Origin of the sequence: Sphingomonas sp. MMS24-J13 (assembly GCF_044905095.1) — a bacterium.
Classification (GTDB): Bacteria; Pseudomonadota; Alphaproteobacteria; order Sphingomonadales; family Sphingomonadaceae; genus Sphingomonas_I.
The window spans coordinates 2,421,827-2,443,660 of record NZ_CP173258.1; the positions used below are offsets into that span (position 1 = coordinate 2,421,827).

21 protein-coding genes are annotated in these 21,834 nt (G+C 64.2%); 5 read left to right on the plus strand and 16 right to left on the minus strand.

All coding sequences use genetic code 11. The features are described from left to right. Positions 1-220 precede the first annotated feature (220 nt). Positions 221-1,471: an arsenic transporter gene (locus AB4Z44_RS11280; protein WP_404714123.1), complete on the plus strand. Its 1,251-nt coding sequence runs from the start codon at positions 221-223 to the stop codon at positions 1,469-1,471. A 4-nt stretch (positions 1,472-1,475) separates the two neighbouring features. Here the strand turns inward: AB4Z44_RS11280 and AB4Z44_RS11285 are convergent, their stop codons facing one another. The 5 genes from AB4Z44_RS11285 to AB4Z44_RS11305 form a co-directional block, all read right to left on the minus strand. Continuing rightward, on the minus strand, positions 1,476-2,264 hold the full coding sequence (locus tag AB4Z44_RS11285; RefSeq protein WP_404714124.1) for a class II aldolase/adducin family protein: 789 nt from the start codon (positions 2,262-2,264) through the stop codon (positions 1,476-1,478). After that, entirely contained in the window at positions 2,261-2,635 is a 375-nt protein-coding gene (locus tag AB4Z44_RS11290; protein ID WP_404714125.1) for a carboxymuconolactone decarboxylase family protein, read from the minus strand. Before AB4Z44_RS11290 ends, AB4Z44_RS11285 begins: the two co-directional genes overlap by 4 nt. After that, complete coding sequence (locus AB4Z44_RS11295) at positions 2,635-4,881, minus strand: TonB-dependent receptor (RefSeq protein ID WP_404714126.1); 2,247 nt, start codon at positions 4,879-4,881, stop codon at positions 2,635-2,637. The genes AB4Z44_RS11290 and AB4Z44_RS11295 overlap by 1 nt, the downstream gene beginning before the upstream one ends. A gap of 303 nt (positions 4,882-5,184) precedes the next feature. Further along, positions 5,185-5,964 carry a LuxR C-terminal-related transcriptional regulator gene (locus AB4Z44_RS11300; protein ID WP_404714127.1) on the minus strand — a complete coding sequence of 260 codons (780 nt, stop codon included), beginning with the start codon at positions 5,962-5,964 and terminating at the stop codon, positions 5,185-5,187. Next, positions 5,961-7,238, minus strand: a complete 1,278-nt coding sequence (locus AB4Z44_RS11305) for an MFS transporter (protein WP_404714128.1) — start codon at positions 7,236-7,238, stop codon at positions 5,961-5,963. Before AB4Z44_RS11305 ends, AB4Z44_RS11300 begins: the two co-directional genes overlap by 4 nt. A gap of 147 nt (positions 7,239-7,385) precedes the next feature. Here AB4Z44_RS11305 and AB4Z44_RS11310 point away from each other — a divergent pair, with 147 nt between their 5' ends. Both AB4Z44_RS11310 and AB4Z44_RS11315 read left to right on the plus strand, forming a co-directional pair. After that, positions 7,386-8,288 (plus strand): 3-keto-5-aminohexanoate cleavage protein, encoded by a 903-nt coding sequence (locus AB4Z44_RS11310; protein ID WP_404714129.1) that lies wholly within the window; start codon positions 7,386-7,388, stop codon positions 8,286-8,288. Between the two features lie 62 nt (positions 8,289-8,350). Then, positions 8,351-9,214, plus strand: coding sequence for an NAD(P)-dependent oxidoreductase (locus AB4Z44_RS11315; RefSeq protein WP_404714130.1), 864 nt, complete (start codon positions 8,351-8,353; stop codon positions 9,212-9,214). A gap of 58 nt (positions 9,215-9,272) precedes the next feature. Here AB4Z44_RS11315 and AB4Z44_RS11320 read toward each other — a convergent pair whose 3' ends face one another. The 6 genes from AB4Z44_RS11320 to AB4Z44_RS11345 form a co-directional block, all read right to left on the minus strand. Next, complete coding sequence (locus tag AB4Z44_RS11320) at positions 9,273-10,910, minus strand: tannase/feruloyl esterase family alpha/beta hydrolase (RefSeq protein WP_404714131.1); 1,638 nt, start codon at positions 10,908-10,910, stop codon at positions 9,273-9,275. 38 nt (positions 10,911-10,948) lie between these two features. Beyond that, complete coding sequence (locus AB4Z44_RS11325; RefSeq protein ID WP_404714132.1) at positions 10,949-11,404, minus strand: nuclear transport factor 2 family protein; 456 nt, start codon at positions 11,402-11,404, stop codon at positions 10,949-10,951. Positions 11,405-11,466: 62 nt separating this feature from the next. Then, on the minus strand, positions 11,467-14,019 hold the full coding sequence (locus AB4Z44_RS11330; RefSeq protein WP_404714133.1) for a TonB-dependent receptor: 2,553 nt from the start codon (positions 14,017-14,019) through the stop codon (positions 11,467-11,469). Between the two features lie 69 nt (positions 14,020-14,088). Beyond that, on the minus strand, positions 14,089-14,853 hold the full coding sequence (locus tag AB4Z44_RS11335; RefSeq protein ID WP_404714134.1) for a hypothetical protein: 765 nt from the start codon (positions 14,851-14,853) through the stop codon (positions 14,089-14,091). Between the two features lie 26 nt (positions 14,854-14,879). Further along, positions 14,880-15,272: a DUF6152 family protein gene (locus tag AB4Z44_RS11340; RefSeq protein WP_404714135.1), complete on the minus strand. Its 393-nt coding sequence runs from the start codon at positions 15,270-15,272 to the stop codon at positions 14,880-14,882. 46 nt (positions 15,273-15,318) lie between these two features. Further along, on the minus strand, positions 15,319-16,233 hold the full coding sequence (locus tag AB4Z44_RS11345) for a TauD/TfdA dioxygenase family protein (protein WP_404714136.1): 915 nt from the start codon (positions 16,231-16,233) through the stop codon (positions 15,319-15,321). Between the two features lie 203 nt (positions 16,234-16,436). On the opposite strand from AB4Z44_RS11345, the gene AB4Z44_RS11350 reads away from it, so the two are divergent. Then, positions 16,437-16,835, plus strand: coding sequence for a MarR family winged helix-turn-helix transcriptional regulator (locus AB4Z44_RS11350; protein ID WP_404714137.1), 399 nt, complete (start codon positions 16,437-16,439; stop codon positions 16,833-16,835). 49 nt (positions 16,836-16,884) lie between these two features. Continuing rightward, positions 16,885-17,970 (plus strand): alpha/beta hydrolase, encoded by a 1,086-nt coding sequence (locus tag AB4Z44_RS11355; protein ID WP_404714138.1) that lies wholly within the window; start codon positions 16,885-16,887, stop codon positions 17,968-17,970. A gap of 1,146 nt (positions 17,971-19,116) precedes the next feature. Here AB4Z44_RS11355 and AB4Z44_RS11360 read toward each other — a convergent pair. The 5 genes from AB4Z44_RS11360 to AB4Z44_RS11380 form a co-directional block, all read right to left on the minus strand. Continuing rightward, positions 19,117-19,446: a hypothetical protein gene (locus AB4Z44_RS11360; RefSeq protein ID WP_404714139.1), complete on the minus strand. Its 330-nt coding sequence runs from the start codon at positions 19,444-19,446 to the stop codon at positions 19,117-19,119. Between the two features lies 1 nt (position 19,447). Beyond that, positions 19,448-20,014 (minus strand): isochorismatase family protein, encoded by a 567-nt coding sequence (locus tag AB4Z44_RS11365; RefSeq protein WP_404714140.1) that lies wholly within the window; start codon positions 20,012-20,014, stop codon positions 19,448-19,450. Between the two features lie 37 nt (positions 20,015-20,051). Next, a complete protein-coding gene (locus AB4Z44_RS11370) occupies positions 20,052-20,504 on the minus strand; it encodes a MarR family winged helix-turn-helix transcriptional regulator (protein ID WP_404714141.1) in 453 nt (150 codons plus the stop codon). A 375-nt stretch (positions 20,505-20,879) separates the two neighbouring features. Further along, positions 20,880-21,167, minus strand: a complete 288-nt coding sequence (locus AB4Z44_RS11375; RefSeq protein ID WP_404714142.1) for a TM2 domain-containing protein — start codon at positions 21,165-21,167, stop codon at positions 20,880-20,882. Positions 21,168-21,243: 76 nt separating this feature from the next. After that, positions 21,244-21,822: a recombinase family protein gene (locus tag AB4Z44_RS11380; RefSeq protein WP_404714143.1), complete on the minus strand. Its 579-nt coding sequence runs from the start codon at positions 21,820-21,822 to the stop codon at positions 21,244-21,246. Positions 21,823-21,834: the final 12 nt, after the last annotated feature.

A 21,834-nucleotide genomic window follows, 5' to 3' on the forward strand; every position in this document is an offset into this window, starting at 1 on the left:
ATCGGCGATCCGCACATGAACGAGGCTGACGGCCGGCAGCGCCGCGGTCTCTGCGCGAAGAGCTTGCGCGGGCAAAGACGGAAAGGCAGACGCCCCTCGTGTTCGTGCACGCTCATCCCGGCCATTGTGCCGATTGCCAAGTGATCGCTCGCATGTTCGCGGATGCGCGTGTCGTCTTTTTCGGCACCTGCAGAGCCCCCAACAGGAACGGAAAGCGTCGGTGATGCTGGCGACAGCCGCGACCCTGGGAATCTGCGCGGCCTCGACCGGGGCGGTCATCGCGCGCCCGTTCCGTTGGCCCGAAGCGATCTGGGCCGTGGCGGGCGCCGTTTTGCTGCTGCTGCTCGGCCTGATGCCACTGGACGCGGCGTTCGGCGCGGTCGGCAAGGGCATCGACGTCTATCTGTTCCTGATCGGCATGATGCTGCTCAGCGAAACGGCGCGAGAGCAGGGCCTGTTCGACTGGGTCGCAGCGACAGCGGCCAACCAAGCCGGGGGATCGACCGCACGCCTGTTCCTGCTGGTCTACCTGACCGGGATCGTCACGACGACCTTCCTGTCCAATGACGCGACCGCCGTCGTGCTCACTCCGGCCGTCTATGCGGCCGCCAGGAAGGCCAAGGCCGACGCGCTGCCATTGCTCTTCGCCTGCGCGCTCATCGCCAACGCCGCAAGCTTCGTGCTTCCGATCTCCAACCCCGCCAACCTGGTCCTGTACGGCGGAAAGATGCCGCCGCTCGGCCAATGGTTCGGGTCGTTCGCCCTGCCCTCGCTCGCGTCGATCGTCGTGACCTACATCATGTTGCGGTGGGCTGAGCGCAAACGATTGGCCGCGCGTTGCGAGCACGGCGCGGAGCGTCATCCGCTGTCGCACGGCGGCAAGGCGGCGTTTGCCGGCATCGCGGCGACGGCCGCCTTGCTCATCGTGATGTCCGCGCTCGACAGACCGCTCGGGCTGCCGACATGCCTTGCAGGGATCGCGACGACGCTCGGCGTCTGCGCGCTGGCAAGGCAATCGCCGATCAGGCTGGCGCGCTCGGTCTCGTGGAGCGTATTGCCGCTCGTCGCCGGCCTGTTCGTGCTGGTCGAGGCGCTCGACCGGACCGGCATGATTCACAAGGTCGCGCTTGCTCTCCAGGCGGCGGCGTCCGATCCGGTGCGCGGTGCGGCGGCCTCGGGCACGATCCTCGCATTCGTGTCGAACCTGATGAACAACCTGCCCGCCGGGCTCGTGGCCAGCACCGCGGTGGCGCAGGCCCACCCGCCCCGGCTCATCGTCGACGCGCTGCTGATCGGGGTCGATCTGGGCCCCAATCTCTCGATCACGGGCTCGCTCGCCACGATCCTGTGGCTGCAGGCCATCCGCCGCGAGGGCGAGGATGTCGGCTTCTGGCGTTTCCTGAAGGTCGGCGCCGTGACCATGATCCCGGCCCTGGCCGCCGCCCTCGGCGCGCGCCTGCTTATCGGGTGAAGGATCAGGCTGCGTAGTCTGCACCGGCCGTGTCGAGCATGCGCCGCAGCGCACTCCATTCGCGCGCGATGACGCGCTCGCCCCCTTCGAAGGCGCGCGCCATGGCGCGGCAATCGCCCTCGCTCGGGTAGACCAGTTGCGACGCCGGATCGGTGCATTGCGAGAGCGAGGCCACCTGCATTCGGCAGGCGCGTTCGAGATAATAGATGCGCGAGAACGCCTCGGCGACGGTGGGTCCGATCACCAGCGGCCCGTGGTTGCGGAGCATCAACACGTCGCCTGTGCCGAGCGTTTTCGGCAGCGCGTCGCGCTTTTCCTTCGTATCGAAGACGCCGGTATAATCCAGATACGCGATCTTGCCGTAGAAGCGCAGTGCATGCTGGCTGAGCGGCAGCAGCCCATCGCGGTAATTGGCCACCGCGATCGTCGCCTCGGTATGGGCATGCATCACGCAGGCGGCGGCGGGCGTGCCCATATGGATCGCGCTGTGGATGCAGAAGCCGCCCCGGCTGATGCCGAGCCCGGTGGGATCGGAGATGACGTTGCCGTCGACGTCGCATTTGACCATCTGCGATGCGCGCGCCTCGCCGAACAGATGGCCGTAGGGAAGCTGGAGGAAATGGCCCTCCTCGCCCGGCACGCGGACCGAGATATGGGTATGGATCAGATCGGTCATGCCCTGCCAGTCGAGCAGGCGATAGGCGATCGCCAGGTCGACGCGCGCGTCCCACTCGGCCGCCGAGCATTCGACCCCGGCGCCGGTCGCCTGCGAGTCCATGATATTGTCGATCATAATTGCGGTTCCTCGCCGGCGAGCGTGCGCTTGAGGATGGCCATCGCCTGAAGCGCTTTGGGCAGCCCGGCATAAGGGATCGTCTGGAGGACGATCTCCTTGAGTTCGTCCTCGGTGAAGCCGAGCTTGTGGGCATGCTTGAAGTGAAGGGCGACACCGTGCGCGCCGACCGCGATCAGGATCGACAGGCAGATCAGCTCGCGATCGCGCAGCGCCAGGCCCGGGCGTGCCCAGATCGTCCCGAAATTTGTCTCGGTGACGATCCGCCACAAATCCTCGTCGAGCTCGCGCACGCCCTCATTCTGCCCCCAGCCGAGCTGTTCGAGCACGGCGAGACCGGCCTGTTCGCGACCGTCATCGAACCCGCCCATCAGAACTTCACCTGTCCGCGCACGCCGAACGTCCGCGGCGGAAGCAGGCGCGCCCCGAACGCCTGGTTGACGGCATAGCTCGTGCTCATCGTCGTCGCGGTGATGGTGGTCGCGTCGGTCACATTGTCGACATAGGCTTTGAGCGAGAAAGCGTTGCCCGGCGCCTCGTAGCCGAAGCTCAAATTCACACGCGCGCTGGCGTTCGCGACGCCCTCAGGCAGGTAGGACAGATCGGTCTGATAGTGCCCTTCATAGCGGACGTTGGCCTCGCCCACGAGCCGACCGCCGTTGGGAAGCGGGATGCCCTGCTCGACGCTGCCGACGAGGGTCCAGGTCGGCGAGCGCAGCGTGGTCTGGCCCGAACAGTCGACCGCCGCATTGGGCGGCGAACCCGCCGAAACCGTGCAGCTCGTCCGCGCCGCCGGCGGCGCGCCCAGCGTCAGATAAGTGAAGTCGTCATATTTCGAGTGGAGATATTGCGCCTGGAAACTCAGCCGGGTGGTCGGCGTCGCCAGAAATTGGCTGTCGAGATCGAACCCGTAAGCGTGGCTCCGCGCGGCATTCTCGGTCACCAGCGTGGCAAGGCCGGTGACGAGCTTGACGAAGCTGACCTGCTGGTTGGAATATTTGAGGTAGAAGCCTTCCAGGTTGAGCTGCAGCCTGTTGTCGAAGAAGCGGTTCTTCGAGCCGGCCACGAACGAGGTGACCTTCTCGGGCTCGTACGTCGTGAACCCCGGCGGCCCGTAATAGAAGCCGCCCGCTTTGAAGCCGGTGCTGACATTGGCGTAGAGCAGACTGCGCGGCCCGGCATCATATTCCACGCCGGCCTTCCAGTTCACCTTGTTCCAGTCGCGCGAGCCCGCAATGACGTTGGTCGGCGCGCCCGGCGGTGCCGCGGGGATGACCGGATCGGGCCCGTTGGCCACGAGCCGATAGCGGTTGCTGTCCGAATTCTTCTTCTCATAGGTGTAGCGCACACCGCCGACGATGCGGAAGGTGTCGGTCAGGCCGTAGTTCAGCTGGCTGAACAGCGCCCCGGTCCAACCCGTCAAATTGGTCCTCTGATCGCTATAATTATGCGCGGTCGCGCTCTCGCCATTGGCGTGCGCGTGCATCGCCGTATCGAGATAATAAGCCCCGAACACATAGCCGAGCCGCTGCCCGCTCGGCGAGGCGAGGCGGAGCTCGAGCGACTTCTGCGTAGGATGCTGGTTCTCGATGATCTGCCAGCTCGTCGCGGTGCTGTTGTAGCGCACGTCGGACTTGCGATAGCCGCCGACCAGCGAGACCGTGCCGATGTGCGTGGTCCAGTCGGCGTTGAGGCCTACCCCATAATAATCGCTGTCGAGATAGGGATCGCGCGACTGCACCGCGATGCCCGCCGCAGTGTAGTAAGCGGGCAGATCGCCGACATCGGTATAGGGATCGGCGACGAAGCAGCTGACGCCCGGCCGACCCAGCGCCGAACAGGCCTTGCGCAAGGTCGCACCCGGCCCCTTCCCGCCTTCGTGCGCCCAATCGGCGGACAGCAGGATCGACAGGTCCGTGGACGGCTGGAACAGCACGGATCCGCGCACCGCGTTGACGTCTTCGTCGTTGGTGCCGAGGCTCATATAGCCGGAATGCTTGGCATGCTGGCCGGCGATGCGGACCGCGACCGCATCCGACAGCGGCAGGTTGAAGGCCGCATTGGCGTCGAAATGGGAATAGTTGCCGAGGACGATGCCGGCATTGCCGCCCAACCGGAACGTCGGACGGTTGGGAATGAGGTTGATCGCGCCGCCGGTGGCGTTGCGACCATAGAGCGTGCCCTGCGGTCCCTTGAGCAGCTCGACGCGGTCGAGATCGTAGAAGAGCCCGCGAAACGTCGTCGGTGTCGCGAGATAGACGCCGTTGACGTTCACCGCGATCGACGGGTCCGAAAAGGCGTTGCCGCTGAGATTGCTCACCGAGCGGACGGTGAAGGTGGTGTAGGGCCCTCCGCTCGGCTGGATTTCGATGCCGGCGGTCTGGCGCGCCAAGGCGTCGATATTGGTGACACCGGCATTGCGCAGCGCGTCGCCCGACACCGCCACGATCGATAGCGCCGCCTTCTGCGCGCTTTCGGTGCGCCGCTGGGCCGTCACGACGATGTCTGCCAGCCCCTGCTCCGGGGCCGGCGTGGTCGGGCTGCTTTGCGCGAACGCGGGCGCGGCGCCCGCGAACGCGAGAGCCAGAAGTGAGCTACCGAAACCGACCCTCGACATGGCGCAATCCCCCCGAAGAGTTTTTTGATTGCGCGGAGGGGTAGGAGCGCCGCCGAAAAAGGTCTGTCCGTCGGCTAGAGGACAATCGCGCGGCCCGGAGCCGGCCTAAGACCGGGTGACTTCAGGTTGGACCAACCAAGCTATTCAACCTCATCTTGTCCTGCTCCAGCCCTGAATCGTACACAGCCCATGCCGTCATTCCCGCACAGGCGGGAATCCATATTCTCAAGGGTTGGAGGTTATGGATCCCCGCCTGCGCGGGGATGACGCTTTTAATCATGGTTCTGATCTTAGGCACGAGCTTCAGTGGCTGACCAGCAGGCAGAGCTGATAGGGGCTGGTGACGCTCAGGCGATGATAGGCCCGTTGTCGATAGGTGAGCACCGAGGTCTTGGCGATACCGAGGTCGAGCGCGGTCGCCTCCACGGTCATCCCGATCGCCGCGCGCGCGCACACTTGCCGTTCGCGCAGCGTCAACGCCGGAAAGCGGGCAGCGAAACGGTTTTCGAGTTGCTCGGCGCCAAGCCGCGGCGCGACGCCCGGACGCTGCCGGTTGAGCGGCAGCATGGGCAGCACCAGCCAGGCGAGATTGACGAGGGCGGAAATCTCCTGGTCAGAGAAATAGCCGTCGGACTGGTGGCGGGCGATGTTCATGGCGCGCCAGGAGTCCGGGCCGCGCTGAACGATCGAGATGCGTTCGATGATGCCGGGCTCTTCGAAGAAGCGGCGGCGAAATCCCGCCGACGCGATATCGGAGGGCAGGATCCGCTGGAACACCGTATCGCTGGGCTCGGCGGCTGCGCGATAGGCGTCACTAACCGGATCGAGCTGCAGATAGGATTTGTTGTAGAGCGGGAGCAATTCGATCAGCCCGGGCTCGCACGAATAATATTGCAGGCTGTTGTCGAGCCGGCCGGTCGCCTCGAACAGATAGACCCGCCGGGCGCCGGACGTCACCGCGAGGATCGAATCGCGCACGGTCGCGCCGAATTCCTCGGTCCCGATCGCTCCGAGCAGCCGCTCGTAGGATGGACCGATCGATCGGCTGGCGTGCCAGTCGGTGATCTGCTGGATCGTGGTCAACTCTCCCTGGCCTCCGGCTTCGCGCGGCTGTCGGGATCGTATCTACCACGATTTGCCGCGGCGATGACAAGCAATGCCGCCGCGGCCAGAGCGGCGGGAATGGCGAACAGCGACATGACGGTCTCCGCATGCATGCCCGCGCTCAGCGCCACCCCGACGAGGATCGGCGCGACGACAGTGCCGACGCGCCCGACGCTCTTGGTGACGCCGATCCCGAAGGCCCGCGTGGCCGACGGGTAGAAGCCCGCCAGCACGACGTTGACACCGCCATAGGCGCCCAGCGCGAAGAAGCCGCAGACGATCAGCAGTGCCAGCAACACGGGCGGGGAAGCGCTCGCCAGCACCTGACCGATCACGACCAGCAACAGGCTCGCAGCGCAGAGAAAAACGACGAGCACGCGCGTTGCCCCAAAACGGTCGATCAGCAAACCGACGCCCAGAGCGGCGACGATCCCGCCCAACGAGAAGACCGAGACGGCCATCGCCGCATAGGCCGTATCGCGACCCAGTTGCACCAGCATGATCGGCAGCCACGAATTGAGGCAATAGCTCAGCGTCAGCATCGCGATGAACAGCACCCATAGGGCCAATGTACCGACCAGATAAGGCGGGGAGAGCAGCGAGAGCGCGTCCCCGATCACCCCGGGCGACGCTGCGGCATCGGCGTCGGCCGACGCGGTGGGCTCGCGAAGCCAGACCCATGCGATCGCCGCGGACAAAATGCACAGCCCGCCGACGGCAATCATCGCCGCGCGCCAGCCGCCATGGGCAAGGAACAGCCCCGACAGCAGCCCCGCTGCGGTCGATCCGATAGCATAGCCGGTGAACAACACGGTCACGGCAAGGCCGCGACGATGCGGCGGTGCGGCCCCGGTCACCATGGCCATGCAACTGGGCAGCGACCCGCCGAGGAAGAAGCCGGTGACGAAGCGCAGCAGCAAAAGCTGGCTTGCGGTCTCCGCCGCGCCGCTGATCGCCTGGAAAAGCCCGAAGCCGGCCAGCGTGCCGACCACCACGATCCGATGGCCCGTCCGGTTGGCGAGCAGTGGAAAGAGGATCAGTCCAAAGCACTGCCCCGCGAGATTGGCCGAGAAGATCGGCCCGAGCGCGGCGTTGGTCAAAGCGAGCGTATGGGCGATCTCGGGCGCCAGCGGCCCCATGATCGAAAATACCACGCCGTCGAGAAGATAAGCGAGCGAGCAGATCGCGATGACCGGCATGTCGAACACGGCCGACACCTCGGCGGCGGCAGACTCCTCGTTGCGCGCTGTCATATCGACATCCTCTCTCGCGCCGGTCTTCGCACGTCCCCTGTCGCCCCGTTGTCCTTTCGAGAGAGGACAGCCGCCTTGTCCCGCCGGAAGAGGACAGACGCGGCAGCCGCGACCCGCCATCGGGTTTGCCGAAGCGGAGGGATTTCGATGCTCGAAGGTAACAAGGTCATCATCACGGTCGCGCTCAACGGCGGCATGCAGCAGGATCGCGACGGCGCGATCATTCCGAAGCAGCCCGACGAGATCGGCGAGGCGGCGGCGCGCTGCTACGAGGCGGGCGCGTCGGTCGTGCACGTCCATGCCCGCGACAAGGAGGGCAGGAATTCGGGTGACCCGGCCATCTATTCGCAGATCATCCAGGAGATACGCGCCCGATCGCCGATCCTGATCCAGACGACCAACGGCATCGGCGTCCGCCGCGATGCCACGACCGGCCGGCTATACTGGCCCGACGATGCCGAACGGCTCGGCCTGCTCGGGATCGAGCCGCAGCAGGATCTGTTCGGGATCGCGGCGGGATCGGCCGATTTCTACAATCCCGAGGGCGGCTACCCGGGCGAGACGCCTTACGTGAACTCGCCCGAATTGCTCAAGAAGACGATCGAGGCGGTCTACGCCAAGGGATCCGCGCTGGAATATGAGATCGTCGAGGCAAGCACGCTCCATCGCCTGCTGCGCTATGCCGCCGAGGGCCTGTTCGATCGCGATCGGGACAATGTCTGGCTGCTCCATGGCGGCGGCTTTGGCGCGACGCCGCCGATCGCGCGCAACCTGCTCTTCTCGATCGACGAGGGCCAGCGGCTGTTCCCCAAGGCGATCTGGGGGGTCACCGGCACCGGACGCGACATGTTCAGGATGGTGACGCTGGGAATGTCGATGGGGTGCGATCTGGCGCGCGTCGGCTTCGAAGACGGCGTCCACTTGCCCGATGGCAGCGTCGGACGGCACAATAGCGACATGGTGAAAGCCGCCGTCGAGATCGCCAAATTCTACGGCATGGCGCCCGCGACCGTCGCCGAGGCGCGCGCGCGCTTCCGCCTGCCGGCCTGACGATTATGGGCCGGCCCGCACTCCTGATCCACAGTCCATTCCTGATCGAAAGGCTGAGTGGATTGGAGATCGACGCCGATATCCTGCTGCCGGGCGACCTTTCGAACGTCTCTCGGGATGCGATCGAAGCGGTCGCTTGCGGCGAAACCTTGCCCGACAGCCTGATCGACGCGCTTCCCAACCTGAAGCTCGTCGCCTGTTTCTCGACCGGCTACGCGGGCATCGATCTGGCGCGCCTGCGCGCCCGGGGTATCGCGCTTACGACGGGCGCCGGGGTCAACGCCCACGATGTCGCGGATCATGCCATCGCGCTGTTTCTCGCCCTGTGGCACGGCATTCCGGCGGCCGACGCGCTCGTGCGCGCCGGCGGCTGGCGCGAGGGGGTCGTCGCGCGCCGCTCGCTGCGGGGCCGGCGGGCCGGCGTGGTCGGTCTGGGGAGGATCGGCCACGCCGTTGCGACGCGCCTCGCCGCGCACGAAATGGAGGTCGCCTGGTGGGGACCGCGCGATCAGGCCGATGCGGGTTTTCCGCGTGCCGAAAGCCTGCACGCCTTGGCCGAACAGAGCGACGCCCTGTTCGTCGCCACGCGCGCCGTGCCGGAGAATGCGGGCCAGATCGACGCCGCGATCCTCCACGCGCTGGGGCGGGATGGCGTATTGATCAACGTCTCGCGCGGCTTCCTGGTCGACGAGGCGGCGCTCGTTTCCGCCCTGACAGCGGGGACGATCGCGGGCGCGGCGCTCGACGTGTTCGAGCAGGAGCCTACCGATCCCGCCCGCTGGCGCGACCTGCCCAACATCGTGCTGAGCCCCCATCTGGCCGGCTATACCTACGAGGCCGGCGAAGATCTGTTCGGCCAGTTGCGCGCCAACATCGAACGGCACTTCCGCGGTGCTCCCCTGCTCACGCCGGTCACGGGTTTGTAGGGGCCTCGGCCACCGCAGGAAGATTCTGGCGCCTCGTCAGTTGCAGACCAGCCTTAGCTCAAAGCCGGCACGCGAAGCTGTCGGCCGCGTTCACGTCCCCGCCAACGTACCGAGCGATGGTGGGGTACGGGCAGAGCGGGCGCTGGACCGCAGGGAACTTGCGCGACCCGGCCAGGATACGCGCGGGCGCCTGCCCCTGCTCGACCCAGCGCATGATCGCGTCCAGCATATCGAACTGGTCGGTCGCCTCGCCTCCGCCGCAATGAAGCATGCCCGGAACGAGGAAAAGGCTGACCGCTTCTCGGCCGGAGGGGCCGGTCGACGCCACCATCTGATCGTACCAGGCGGCGACGACGTTCGAGGCGAGCCCCTGATCCGACAGACCGTTGTAGACGATCATCTTCCCATGACCGGCGAAGCTTCCGAGGAACGGATTGTCGGCGTCGGTGAGCGCGGCGGTATGGCGTAGCCGTTCGACCACCTCGCCATAGTCGATGGGCGTCTCGGGGCCGAATGCGGGGTCGGGCGGCGTGAGGTGGAGATACTTGAAGGCGCCGAGGCCCAATGTCGCATCGGCCGGTTTCCCCTGCCCCGATCCCAGCCGCATGCCGCGCCACGCGGACGAAGCGATCCCCGTATCGTAGTTGAAGGCGCCGTAGAGCGCGTTACCGTCGCGATCGCGCGGGCCGCGGTGCAGATCGCGCAAGACCGCGACCTGGGCAGGCGACAGGCATGACGCGGCTTTCGCCCCCCGGCAGCTCAGCACGCCGGGATCGAAGTCGCAACGGCGCCAGTCATTGATGAACCCGTCGGACAAGCCATCCTTTGCGTCGCAACGCCTGAGGACGGCCGCGCGAACGAGTTGCAGATCGCCATCCGAGAAAGCGCGCGCATAAATGGGCTGGCCCTGGCCGTCTTTGGGGGCGATCCGCGCCAGAGCGTGGAGGTTCGACACTTCCGCAAGGGTGACCCGGGAGAAACGAAGCGTGGGATCGCCCGCCACGATCCCGTCGAAGTAGAGCGGCAGCCGCTGCGAGACGGTCAGCGCCTGGCGCCCCCCGTTCGAACATCCGACCATGTAGGAGCGAACGGGTGGCTTGCCGTAATAGCGCGCAATCAATGCCTTGGCCGCGAGGGTGACCTTGTCGAGCGCATTGTATCCGTAATCGATGCGCGCCTGCTGATCGACGGCAAACGAGGCGTCGACAGGCGATCCCTGGTGGCCGGCGTCGGTCGATACGACGGCAAACCCGCCGACGAGCGCGGGCGGCTGCGCGGAATTGGGAATGACGCCGATTGCAGGCGCCACGACGCCGTCGAGCCCCGCGCCCCCCTGAAAGAGAAAGCGCCCGTTCCAATCGACCGGCAGCCGAAGCTCGAAACCGATGCCATAGGCGCGCCCACCCGCGCCGATCCGTCGGTTTATCGTGCCCCGGACGAGGCAATGTCGCGGGAGGACGATCGGCGCCGCGCCTTGCCCGCTCGCACCGGCGGGCGGAGGGGCACTGGTCGATAGCGCAGCCTCGTCGATCACCGCGCCATCGATCGACGTCGCCCGCAGCGCCGCACATCGCTCGACGTCGCCGCGCGCATTCGCCTGTGCGCGCACGGTCGACGGGAGCAGCAAGGCAAGCGCCATCGCCGCAATGCCGTGGCCAAAGATCCACCAATGGCCGCTCCGTCGATCTGCCGCCATGCTTCGTCCTCTCCCGTTGCCGGCAGCTATCGGCCCGCTCAAAACATCGTGTTGGAATTCATCGGGTTTTCCGGGATCGGCTGGACCGCATCCCAATGCTCGACGACCTTGCCGCGCTCGAGCTTGAAGATGTCGATGATCGCATTGCCGCGCGTGCCGGGCTCGCGCACCGAATGGACGTGGAGAATCACGTAATCGCCGTCGGCGAAGGCCTGCTTGATCTCGCTGTGCGAATTGGGGAATTTTTCCTTGAGGAAGGCGATGAACCCCCTCAGCCCTTCGGGCCCGTCCTTGGCGGTAGGGTTGTGCTGCGTGTAGCGATCGCCGAGATATTTGGCGGCGGCGTCGAAATCCTTGGCGTTGAGCGCCTTGTCGTAAAACGCCATGACCAGCGCCTTGTTGTGCCGCTCCTGCGCGGTTTCGCTGCCTGCAGCGAATGCCGGCGCCGCGACGCTGGTAATCGCCAGCGCGGCTGCGAGCGCAAATCGTCTCATGCTATGCTCCTGCTGCTCGATAGGATCGACCGCGGCCGCCGAAGCGACCGCGGTCCCAAGACTTAGAACTTCTTCTTCACGCTGAACGCCCATTCGCGCGGCCGGCCGGGTTGGGCGGTGATCGTGCCGCCACCGCTGATGGAGCCGTCGGAGACGGTCAGATAATAATATTTGTCGGTGAAGTTCGTGACTTCCAGCGCCGCTTCCAGATCGCCCTTCTTATTACGCCAGGTCAGTCGGGCATTGGCAATGGTATAGCCGTCGATGATGTTCGAGGAACGGTTCGCGCCCGCCGTGTAGAGATGGCCCTGGAACGCCGCGTCGACGCGTGGCGTGAGCGTGCCTGCCGCGCTCAAGCCGAATTCGTATTGAATACCGGCGCTCCACTTCCAGCGTGGCGTGTAGCTCGGATAATCGCCGAACTGCGGGCCGTTGAGATTGGTCGGGCCGCCCACGCTCACGGTGGAGGTCACGCCGTTGACGGTCGCCGTGTACGTCCCGAACTTCGTATATTTGAAGTCGAGATAGCTGAACGACCCGTCGAAGACGAGGCCCGCCACCGGGCGGATCGTCGTTTCCAACTCGACGCCCTTGATGTCGGCATCGCCGGCGTTGGTCGGAAGTGCGCACGGCACGCCGAAGCCCGCACCCGTGAGCGCCGTGCAATTGCCCAGAGAAAGCTGAATGCCCTTATACTTGCTGAGGAAGGCAGCGAGGTTCAACCGCACCTTGCGATCGAACAGATCGCTTTTCGCGCCGATTTCGTACGCCGTCAGCGTCTCGGGGCCGAACGACTGCACCTGCTGCGAGAAGAACGGCCGCGGATTGATGCCGCCGCCCTTGAAGCCGGTCGAAATCTGCGCGTAGCCCATGATCGTATCGGTGAAATTATATTGGGCGTTGGCCCGATAATCGACCCGGTCTCCGCTATACTTGCCGGTCAGTCCGTTCAAAGGCGCCAGCGCCGGCGGGGCGACGCCGCCCTCGGGGCTGCGGCGGACATAAGTATAGGTCTTCAATTCCTTGGTGTACCGCAGGCCGCCGTTGAACGTCAGCCGCGGCAGCGGCGTCCAGGCGAGCTGCGCGAAGACGGCCTTGCTGCTCGCCTTGACCGGATCTTCCTGCTCGAAGCGCAGCGCCGAATAGCGCAGATCCTGAAACGACTTATAGACCGACTTCTGATCGCTGTAATAGCCGCCCAACGTATATTGGAGCTTGTTGCTGTCACCAATCGATCCGCTCAGCCGCGCTTCCTCGCTGAAGAAGTGGAACGTGAGCGGTCCATAGCCCAGGCTGTGCGACAGCGGCGACGCGTCATTGTCGTTCGAGAAGTAGGAATTGTAGGCGCGGTACGCCGTGATGGACGTCAGCTTCACCTTTTCGGCCAGCTGCCATTCGGCCTCGCCCGACACGCCCCAGCCCCGGAAGCGGACGCGCCCGTCCGCCTGCCCGGCTGGATAAGAGCCGTCGGCCGGATCGATGAAATTCTCGTAGGTGCAATATTTTCCGCACACGAAGCGCGTGTCGTAGGGCACCGTCACGTTGAAGGGCTGGATATCGCGACCCGGAGGCGTGGCGCTGGCATAAGGCGGGCTCGCCGGCAGCGGAAAGCGGGGGCTTGCAAGATCCCCGTTCGGATAATTGCGCTGCAGAAGGATATTCGGCGCGGTGGTGCGATCATCGTCGGTATAGTCGCCGGCGATATTGACCTCGAACGTCTCGGTCGGCCGCAGCCGGATCTGGGCGCGTCCGGCAATGTAATTGACCTGGCCCTCTTTCGCGAGGAGGCAGTTGCCGGTGGTCGTCGCGGGCACGCCGCCTGCGGGGTTGATGGCGGTCCCTGCATTGAGAGGCGCGTTGGCCGGCAATGTCGCCGGTCCGCCGGCAGGGTAGACGCATCCGAAGTCGAGACGCTTGACGTACCCCTCCTGCTTCTTGCCCACGCCGGACAGCCGAACGTCGACGCCGGGCGCGAGATTGAAATCGGCGCCACCCCGCAGGTCGATCCGGTTACGGCTGCCATAGGTCGCCGAGATATAGCCGCTGCCGTCTCCCTCCGGGCGTTTGGAATAGAGTTTGACCGCGCCGCCGATCGAATTGCGCCCGGCGAGCGTCCCTTGCGGACCGCGCAGAATCTCGACCCGGTCTAGATCGAGGAGATCGAGGATCGATCCGGTGAGCGTCGCATAATAGACATCGTCGACATAGAAGCCGACGCCGGGCTCCAGCGCCGGGTTGAAGTCGAACTGGCCGACGCCGCGAATGTTCGCGCCAAGCGCCGGGCCATAAGCGGCGCCCTGCGGCTTCAGCGTGACCGACGGCGCCTGGTTCGCAACCTGGGCGATGTTGGTCTGGCTGCGCGATTCGAGCATCGCCGACGAGACCGCGGTGATCGCGATCGGCGTATCCTGCAGCTTCTGCGATCGGAACTGCGCCGTGACGATGATCTCGTCAGGACCGCCCGCAGGCGGAGCATCGGCTGCCGCGGCCGCGGCACCAGCGCTATTCGACGCACCGGCTGCAACCTGCGCCATCGCCCCCGACGCGCAGAATGCAAGGCCGGCGATCAGACCGGTCGATGTGCCGATCGTGGCATATATACGTGCTTTTCGCATGGAATTCCCCTCCTGTTAATGTGTCGGCCAGTGAATATTTTGATCTGGCCATCCCCGAAAAAAGTACTCCTACTTCTTGTTTTGGTAGTTCTGACCGAACGACGGATCACAATCGTACGGAAATACATAGCTGCCGGGGTGCGCGGTCCACTTTATAAACCTGGCGCCATTATTCTCCAGCACCTGTGGATCCTCGAACCACTCCGTCGCCATCAGCGTCTTATGATCGGGACTGAGCTTGTAACGCTCTACCATATGGATCTGATCGCTATGATTGAGCCCGTTGTTGGTGATGGTGGCGGCAGAGAGATGGGTCGTATCGACGACCAGTTCGTCGCCCTCCCAATGGCCGATCGAATGGCCCGTCTTGGAATGCGGCGCGTCCGCGGGCGGATGGTCGCGTCCGTCCATGAAGATCTCCCGCACCTGATCGAAATATTCGTACTTGAACACGATCAACGTGGGTGTCTGGTAGATCTCGAACGGGAACGGCCCCTGGATCGCGTAGACGATGGAAGGCGCGGCGCAGGTGCGCGCGACAGTCATCTCATCCGACGGCTTCCACTTGCGCGCGGCGGCGAGTGCGTCGGGCTTGGGCTTGAGGCCGCCATATTCGCCCTGCGGAAACTCAGCAAAGCCGCTATCGTCGACGATCCCGGTATTGGGTGGAAGCTTGGCCATCAGGCCAGGATCGAACGGATGCTGCTGGGGGGACGAATTCCAGAAGCCGGACAGATCGGGATGTGTCCCACCCACCGCCGGCGCTGGCGATTGGGCGATCGCGCCGGCCGAAGCGGCCCATAGCAGCAGTCCGCCCGCCAACAGGCGGGACATGCTGCTTGCGCGCGCGAACCGCAGGCTCACTTGTCGTCCGTGCTGAATGGAGTGCCGATGACCGTGCCATCAGCGCGGTTGGCCTGGCGCAGTCGCAGGTAAGGCTGGCCGTCGCGCGATGCCCAGCCGGTCAGCGTGACGACTTCCCCCGGTTTCAGGGTTTCGCGCGTCCAGCCCCGCCGCATCAGAACCACCGGCGCATTGGTTTCGGCACGCCAATGCTCGACCTGCCCGTTCGCGCCGCGCACATCGATCGCGATCAGGCCATGCGGGTTGGTGAAGTGGTATGATGTGACAGTGCCTTTGACCGTCACCGTCTTGTCCGGATCGAAGAAGGCCGCGAAGGAGTGATGGGCGGATGCCGCCCCGGCAATCGTCAACGCGACAAGACAGGCGATCACCTTACGCGGACTCATCATCGCGGCATTCCTTGACTGCAAATTCGGTAGATAGGAACATTCGAAATCATGGCAGAGGCGCCTCGCCGACGACGGTCGTACGCACGAGATGGCGGCGCTCGCCTTCATAGTCGTGCACGCCGCAATGTTGCGAAAAGCGGTTGTCCCAGACGATCACCGTGTTGCGCTCCCAGCGCACGCGGCACTGATATTGCAGCCGGTACGGAAGCGAGTCGAAGAAGTTGAGCAGCGCCTGGCTCTCGTCGTCGCCATAGCCTTCGAAACGTTTGAAATAGGCCCGGCAGACATAGAGCGCCTTGCGTCCGCTCACGGGGTGGCGTCGCACCGCCGGATGGGTGCTTTCCAGCCGATCCTCGGTGAAATCGTGCGCGGTCCGCAGCCGCAGCCGCTTTTCCGGATCGAGCGCCTGGTTCTTCTTCCAGATATCCTTGCCCGAATAGACGACGCGCAGCCCGTTCGCGAGGGCCTGCATCGCCGGCGACAGCCCTTCATAAGCGAGATACATGTTGGCGAAGGCCGTGTCGCCGCCATAGGCCGGCGCATCGATCGCCCGCATGACCATGCACTTGGGCGGATTTGGCAGAAACGGGCTGTCCGAGTGGAAGCGGGTGAAGGGCACGACACTCGCCGGCTCGTCCGCCTCGCGCCGCACCTCCTGCATGTCGGGATGCCCCGGAAAGATGGGGGCCTGCGGCAGATCGGTGAGTTCACCGAAATGGCGCGAGAAGCTTTTGTGCTGCTCGGGCGTGAGCGGCTGATCGCGGAAGACTATCACCAGGAAATGCTCGAACGCACCCATCACCTCGGCCAGGACGGCGGGCGATAAAGGGCGCCGGAGGTCCACGCCGCGGATCTCCGCACCGCAAGCGCCCGTGAGCGGCGTGACCTGGATATGCTGGAATTGCGGCATCGGCCGCCCCGCCACGGTCACGCCAGCCACCATCGATCGTGCCGTCGCCATTGGCACCTCTCCCGTTTTTATCGAATCGATTTCTAGTTCACCTTATGAACGATCGTCAATACGGTTCATTTTATGAACTGTTTTTACGATCCCGTTGACTTGGTCCGCCGGTTGGGTGTGGTGGCGCCATGATAAGCGAGGATGCACCAACGCCCGTCGCCTTCGGGCTGCTCGAGGATGTGCTCGGATTTCGGATGCAACGATTGCGCGCGGCATTGTCGGCGCCGATGATCGTGGGAATGCGGCGCTGGGGGCTCCGCCGCGGTGCATTCATGGTGCTGGCCCTGGTGAAGGCAAATCCCGGTCTGTCGCAGACCGCGCTCGTCCGCGAGACGGGCATCCAGAAGACGCTGCTTGTCGCGCTGCTGCACGAACTGGAGGATCGCGGGCTGGTGGTGCGTCAGGCCCTCGCCTCGGATCGTCGACACAATCAGCTGTTCCTGACCGACGCCGGCCACGCTGCCGTGCGCGAGATGGGAGAGATCGTCTCGCGGATCGAGGCACCGATCCATCAGGCCCTGTCTCCCGCCGCTATCGACCAGTTGAAGGCGGCTCTGGATTGCGCTCTCGCTGCGATCCAGCAAGATCGCGCCCAAGAATAGCGCTTGCGACGCTTGAAAAACACGAAGCGACAGAACGGGAGACGGATGGATGCGCGGGTGGACCAAATTGGCCGGGATCGTTCTCGCTTCGGCGATCGTAGCGTTGCACCCGGGCCGCGGCATGGCCCAGGTGGCGACCGAGGCACCGCTCCCGGTTGCCAACGCTCCGGCACCGCGCATCGAAGCGATCAAGATCCATTCGCGCGAAATTGCGGGCAATCTTCTCGGCACGTCGGCTGAGCGCGAGGTCTACGTCGTCCTTCCGCCCAGCTATGACCGGCAGCCCAAACGGCGTTACCCCGTCGTCTACGCGCTTCACGGCTATTCGATCGACGCCGCTCAATGGTTGAAGGAGATTCATGTCCCCGACACCGTTGCGGCGGCCTTCGCCAAGGGCACGCCGGAAATGATCATGGTGTTTCCGAACAGCAAGAACGAATATGGCGGCGCCTTCTATTCCAATTCGGTTACGACCGGGAATTTCGAGAACTTCATCGCCGATGAATTGATCGAATATATCGACGCGCATTACCGCACGATCGCGCGGCCCGAGGCGCGCGGCCTCGTCGGCCATTCGATGGGCGGCTATGGCGCCGCGCGCATCGGCATCCTGCGCGCCGAACGCTTCGGTGCGCTCTATCTCATGTCGCCGTGCTGCCTGTCGGCACTCGGCACGCAGGGGCTCACCGGCAACGATGCGGCCAGGATCGGCGCGCTCACGAGCATCGCGGCCGCCAAGGATCTGCCATTCAAATTTGCGGGCCCGCTCGCAATTTCCGCAGCTTTCGCGCCCAACCCGCACAACCCGCCGCTGTTTGTCGATCTGCCGGTCGACGATCAGGGCAAGGAACGCCCGGACATCATCGCCAAGCGCGCGGCGAACGCCCCGCTCGATTTCCTCGATCAATATATCGCAAAGGTTCGTCGCTATCGCGCGATCGGCATGGATGTGGGCGATCAGGACACTCTGGTCGGCGATACGACTAGGATGCACGAGGCGCTCGACGCCTATGGCATTGGCAATCGCTTCGAGGTTTACAGCGGCACGCACACAAGCCGTGTTGCGTTCCGCTTTCAGGATAACGTCCTGCCCTTCTTCGGGCGCGCGCTCTCCTTCGTTCAGCCGCGCCGATAGCGAGCAGCAACACCGCAGCGATTAACAATATTTTCGGCGCCGTGCGCTTCAAGAAATCGAAAGCGCGATGCATGCCGATTCGATCGAGGCTCAAGTCGCCCATGCCAACTTGGCGGATCTGCACATTTGGCAGTGCGTGGCCAGCGCTCACCGCGAAGCGGAAGAGTGCAATGGGTGCATGGTGAAGTACGTCTGCTATCGTGGACACGATGATGTCCCTCAATCGCCCGGCCTCTTGAAAGGCCCGCAGTCGCCCGCGGTCGGTTCGCGGACGGCTGATGTTCGTCCACGGCATCGTAGCGACAGAGTAGCCTTATGCCCAAAGTGGCGATAGCGGCCCGCGGCTATTGCTTGGTTCGGATCCGCTGCTCGATCCTTATTTCGGCTTCCAACAGCGCGATCTCTCGCCTTAAGCGCCGCACCTCTTCCGGATCGGTTGCATTCGTGAGAGCCGATCTCAAGTCCACAAGTCTTCGTTCGACATATATCCCCATCTCGACCCTCCATAGACGACGCCCGAGTCGTCACATGAATATCATGGTTAATTTCACACTTATCGCTCTCTCCAAATTCAACGGTCCGCTCACCCGATTTGAGAGCCATTGCGCCATACGGATATACTACGTCCTACTACGTATTAATACTGTTGAAGATGTCGCGGGAAATTTCCTGGCGCCGGAAGATAGCCCTTAGGTGAAAAGAGCGATAACTATACTCGAAATCCCCGTTGAAGCCGGGCCGAGCCTGCGGCAGCGTTTCGAGGCTGGCGCTCGGGCGAGCGGGACGTCAGCGGCGCCCCGTTTCGGCCTCTACACGGGGCGGGGCGCCATCCTTTACGGCGGCTTAGCGCGGGCGCCGCTTGGACCCCGAAGCTGCGGGCGGGGCTCTTACCCCCACTGGAGGGTTGAGACCCGGCGCGACATTCGGCAGAAGTCTCCCGCCGGCCTGCTGGCGCGACTCCTGCGGCTGGAGGTATCTTCCGTGCGCTGGCGGGGCGCTTGCCGAATATCGTCGAGTAAGGACGATCCGGGGAGTCCTCGCGCCAGAGCGTAGAAGGATTGCGGCCGCACACCCCGAGGCGGCACGCCGCCCAGACGCGATAATTGAACCTTCGCGGCGACCGGACGATACCCGTCGGTGGCGCCATCACGGTTGCTCCGGCGCATTGCCGCCGTGGAAGCGGCCGAAATGACGGGCAGAAAACAGAGCGATCAGGAGAGCACCGGCGCCGCATGCCAGAACGTCGGCCGTGTTCCGCAACCCGAAGTCGCCGACGCGGCAGACCAGGACATAGCCAACGACGATATTGAAAAAGCCCCAGAGCACGTTGACGATCGAGGAGGAGAGCCCCTCGCCCGGCGGTTTCGCAAAGGGGCTCTGGAATGGCCTCCCCAGCATACCGCTGACGCAATGGGGGACCGCGTTTGCCAGGAAGGCGCCGCCGAAGAAGTAGGAAAGAAGGGCAAGCCACTGCACGTTACGCGCTCCTCGTCTGCAGGAGGTCGACGATCTCCCGCGTCGCGCCGGTTTCGCCGAGCCGCGGGAAGACCTTACTGATGCTGTAGTCATGCGCCTCGGGACGCATGTCGGTCATGGCGTCGATAGCCAGGGTGACGTTGAAGCCTTGCTCATAGGCCTGCCGTGCCGTCGCCTCGACGCCGGTCCCCGTCGCGATGCCCGCGATCACGACCTGGGTAACGCCGAGCGCTTTCAACTGCGCTTCGAGATCGGTGCTCGCGAACGCGCCCCAGGTCCGCTTCGTCACGACAATGTCCTCGGGTTGCCGGTCCAGTTCCGGGATGAAGTCGGTCCAGTCTTCCGGACGCGGTCCGGTCTGACGCGGCGGCTGTTCCGTCCGGCCCGGCGCGCTGCCGGCGACGTTGACGAGCACCACCGGCAGGCCGCGCGCGCGGAAGGCGTCGGCCAGCGCACGGGCATGCCCTATGACATCGCCAATGGCGGGAATGCCCGGCAAGCCGACGATTCCCTTCTGCAGATCGATGATTACCAGGGCGGTGTGCGGGTCGAGTGTGGTCGGCGCCAAGGGGGTTCCAATCGAGTTCGAGAGCGTTTGAGCCTCGTCAGTCGTCGACAAGCCGCTTGAGCAGCGCGATGGCCTCGCCGAGCTTGTCCTGCTCCTGCGGAGACAGCCGCGCCTGGAGGGTGCGGGTCAGCCAGTCCTGCCGCGCCGCGCGGCCTTCCTCGACCCATTTCCGGCACGCCTGGGTGAGCGACAAGATGGTCTGGCGTCCGTCCTTCGTATCCGGCGTACCGCTCACCAGGCCAGCCTCCTCGAGGGGAGCGATTACCGCGCCCATCGATTGCGGGCGCATCCCCTCGAGCCGGGCGAGGCTCGACGTAGTCGCCGGCCCCTCCCGCTCCAGCCGGAGCAGGACGGATACCTGCGATGGCGTCAGGTCTCCGGGCGCAGCCTGCTCGCGCAGCCGGCGCTTCAGCTTGCCGACAAGCGCGCGGATTTCCCTCGCAAGACTGTCCGCCTGGGGCGTCGGGGAGCTGTCCTGAGGCGTAATCACAACCTCCTACTAGAACAAGAAAGCGTAACTGTAAAGCTAGCCTTCATATTTGGTCGCGCCGCCTGATTTGCCGTAAGACTGCGGTAAACAGGATGCCGACGGTGAACCGAGCCGCTTATATGCCACGCGGGCGCGAGCCGGCGCGGTTCAATGGCCTCTAGCTGTTTGATGCGCTCTAGGATGCGAATGAAGTTCCTGTGGCCTTCGATCGCCCGCCCTCAAAAAGCTCATCAGCACGTTGAGCGGCGTGGAACCAAGCATCGTTACCGTGCTGCTTAATCAGTAAGTTGGCACAAGCCCATATCTCGCGATCGGATATTATCAGAGATTATCCGCCCTGATCCCGCCGAAAGGACAGGGGATTTCTACATCGCTTCAGTTTGCTGCCGCTGAAAGCTGGGTAACAACGTTATGCCTGATTTCGTCCTTCTTTGCTCGGATCATGCCGGGGATCAGAAACGCGTCGATCAATACCCAAACAAAGCCTACCAACACAAAGTAGGATAGGATTTGGAGAATAGCCGTGCCCGTCTTCCCTAGGTAAAAGCGATGGGCGCTAACGAACCATAGGAACAACCAGAGAAGATAGGCGACACCGGTGCTAGGACTGTCGTTGGCAACCCGTTGCTCCACCAAAGAAAGTTCTGCGATGCTGAGTGCCATTAAGATTCTCCCCGCTCCTCAACCGGCTGTTGAACAAGCTATGCGAACCTAGCAGAAAAGAAACGAAGCTCAACACTTAGGTCCTTTTCTCGACCCTCTGAATAGCAGCCCGCGAAACACTGTATTGTTTAGCCAATACACCCAGCGATGCACCTGCAGCCCGAGCTGATCGGATAGCCTGCTGTTGCTCATTAGTAAGCACCATCGGCCTGCCAAGCGTCTTGCCGGCAGCCTTCGCCCGACTAAGCCCCGATTGGGTGCGCTCTATAAGGAGGTCGCGTTCGAATTCGGCAACGGCAGCGATCACCCCCATTGTCATCTTACCGGCCGGGCTCGTTAGATCGACCCCGCCAAGCGCAAGGCAATGAACCCGCACCCCATCCTTAGCCAGCCGATCAACCGTAGCCCGAACATCCATGGCATTCCTGCCCAGGCGATCGAGCTTGGTGACGATAAGGATGTCGCCACCTTCAAGGCGATCAACGAGCTTAGCGAACCCCTTCCGCTCCATTGCGGCGATGGAGCCCGAAACGGTTTCGGTGACAATCCGCTTTGGATCGAGCGCAAAGCCGGCGCCTTCAATCTCTCGAACCTGATTGTCGGTTGTCTGATCGCCAGTGCTAACCCGGCAATATGCAAAAGGGCGGCTCATCATCGTTACCCTGTA

Coding starts and splice junctions, on each gene's coding strand:
- AB4Z44_RS11330 (WP_404714133.1), bottom strand. CDS start 14,019: ATGCGAAAAGCACGTATATATGCCACGATCGGCACATCGACCGGTCTG.
- AB4Z44_RS11295 (WP_404714126.1), bottom strand. CDS start 4,881: ATGTCGAGGGTCGGTTTCGGTAGCTCACTTCTGGCTCTCGCGTTCGCG.
- AB4Z44_RS11325 (WP_404714132.1), bottom strand. CDS start 11,404: ATGAGACGATTTGCGCTCGCAGCCGCGCTGGCGATTACCAGCGTCGCG.
- AB4Z44_RS11335 (WP_404714134.1), bottom strand. CDS start 14,853: ATGTCCCGCCTGTTGGCGGGCGGACTGCTGCTATGGGCCGCTTCGGCC.
- AB4Z44_RS11375 (WP_404714142.1), bottom strand. CDS start 21,167: ATGGCACTCAGCATCGCAGAACTTTCTTTGGTGGAGCAACGGGTTGCC.
- AB4Z44_RS11355 (WP_404714138.1), top strand. CDS start 16,885: ATGCGCGGGTGGACCAAATTGGCCGGGATCGTTCTCGCTTCGGCGATC.
- AB4Z44_RS11305 (WP_404714128.1), bottom strand. CDS start 7,238: ATGACAGCGCGCAACGAGGAGTCTGCCGCCGCCGAGGTGTCGGCCGTG.
- AB4Z44_RS11340 (WP_404714135.1), bottom strand. CDS start 15,272: ATGATGAGTCCGCGTAAGGTGATCGCCTGTCTTGTCGCGTTGACGATT.
- AB4Z44_RS11380 (WP_404714143.1), bottom strand. CDS start 21,822: ATGATGAGCCGCCCTTTTGCATATTGCCGGGTTAGCACTGGCGATCAG.
- AB4Z44_RS11290 (WP_404714125.1), bottom strand. CDS start 2,635: ATGGGCGGGTTCGATGACGGTCGCGAACAGGCCGGTCTCGCCGTGCTC.
- AB4Z44_RS11285 (WP_404714124.1), bottom strand. CDS start 2,264: ATGATCGACAATATCATGGACTCGCAGGCGACCGGCGCCGGGGTCGAA.
- AB4Z44_RS11320 (WP_404714131.1), bottom strand. CDS start 10,910: ATGGCGGCAGATCGACGGAGCGGCCATTGGTGGATCTTTGGCCACGGC.
- AB4Z44_RS11310 (WP_404714129.1), top strand. CDS start 7,386: ATGCTCGAAGGTAACAAGGTCATCATCACGGTCGCGCTCAACGGCGGC.
- AB4Z44_RS11345 (WP_404714136.1), bottom strand. CDS start 16,233: ATGGCGACGGCACGATCGATGGTGGCTGGCGTGACCGTGGCGGGGCGG.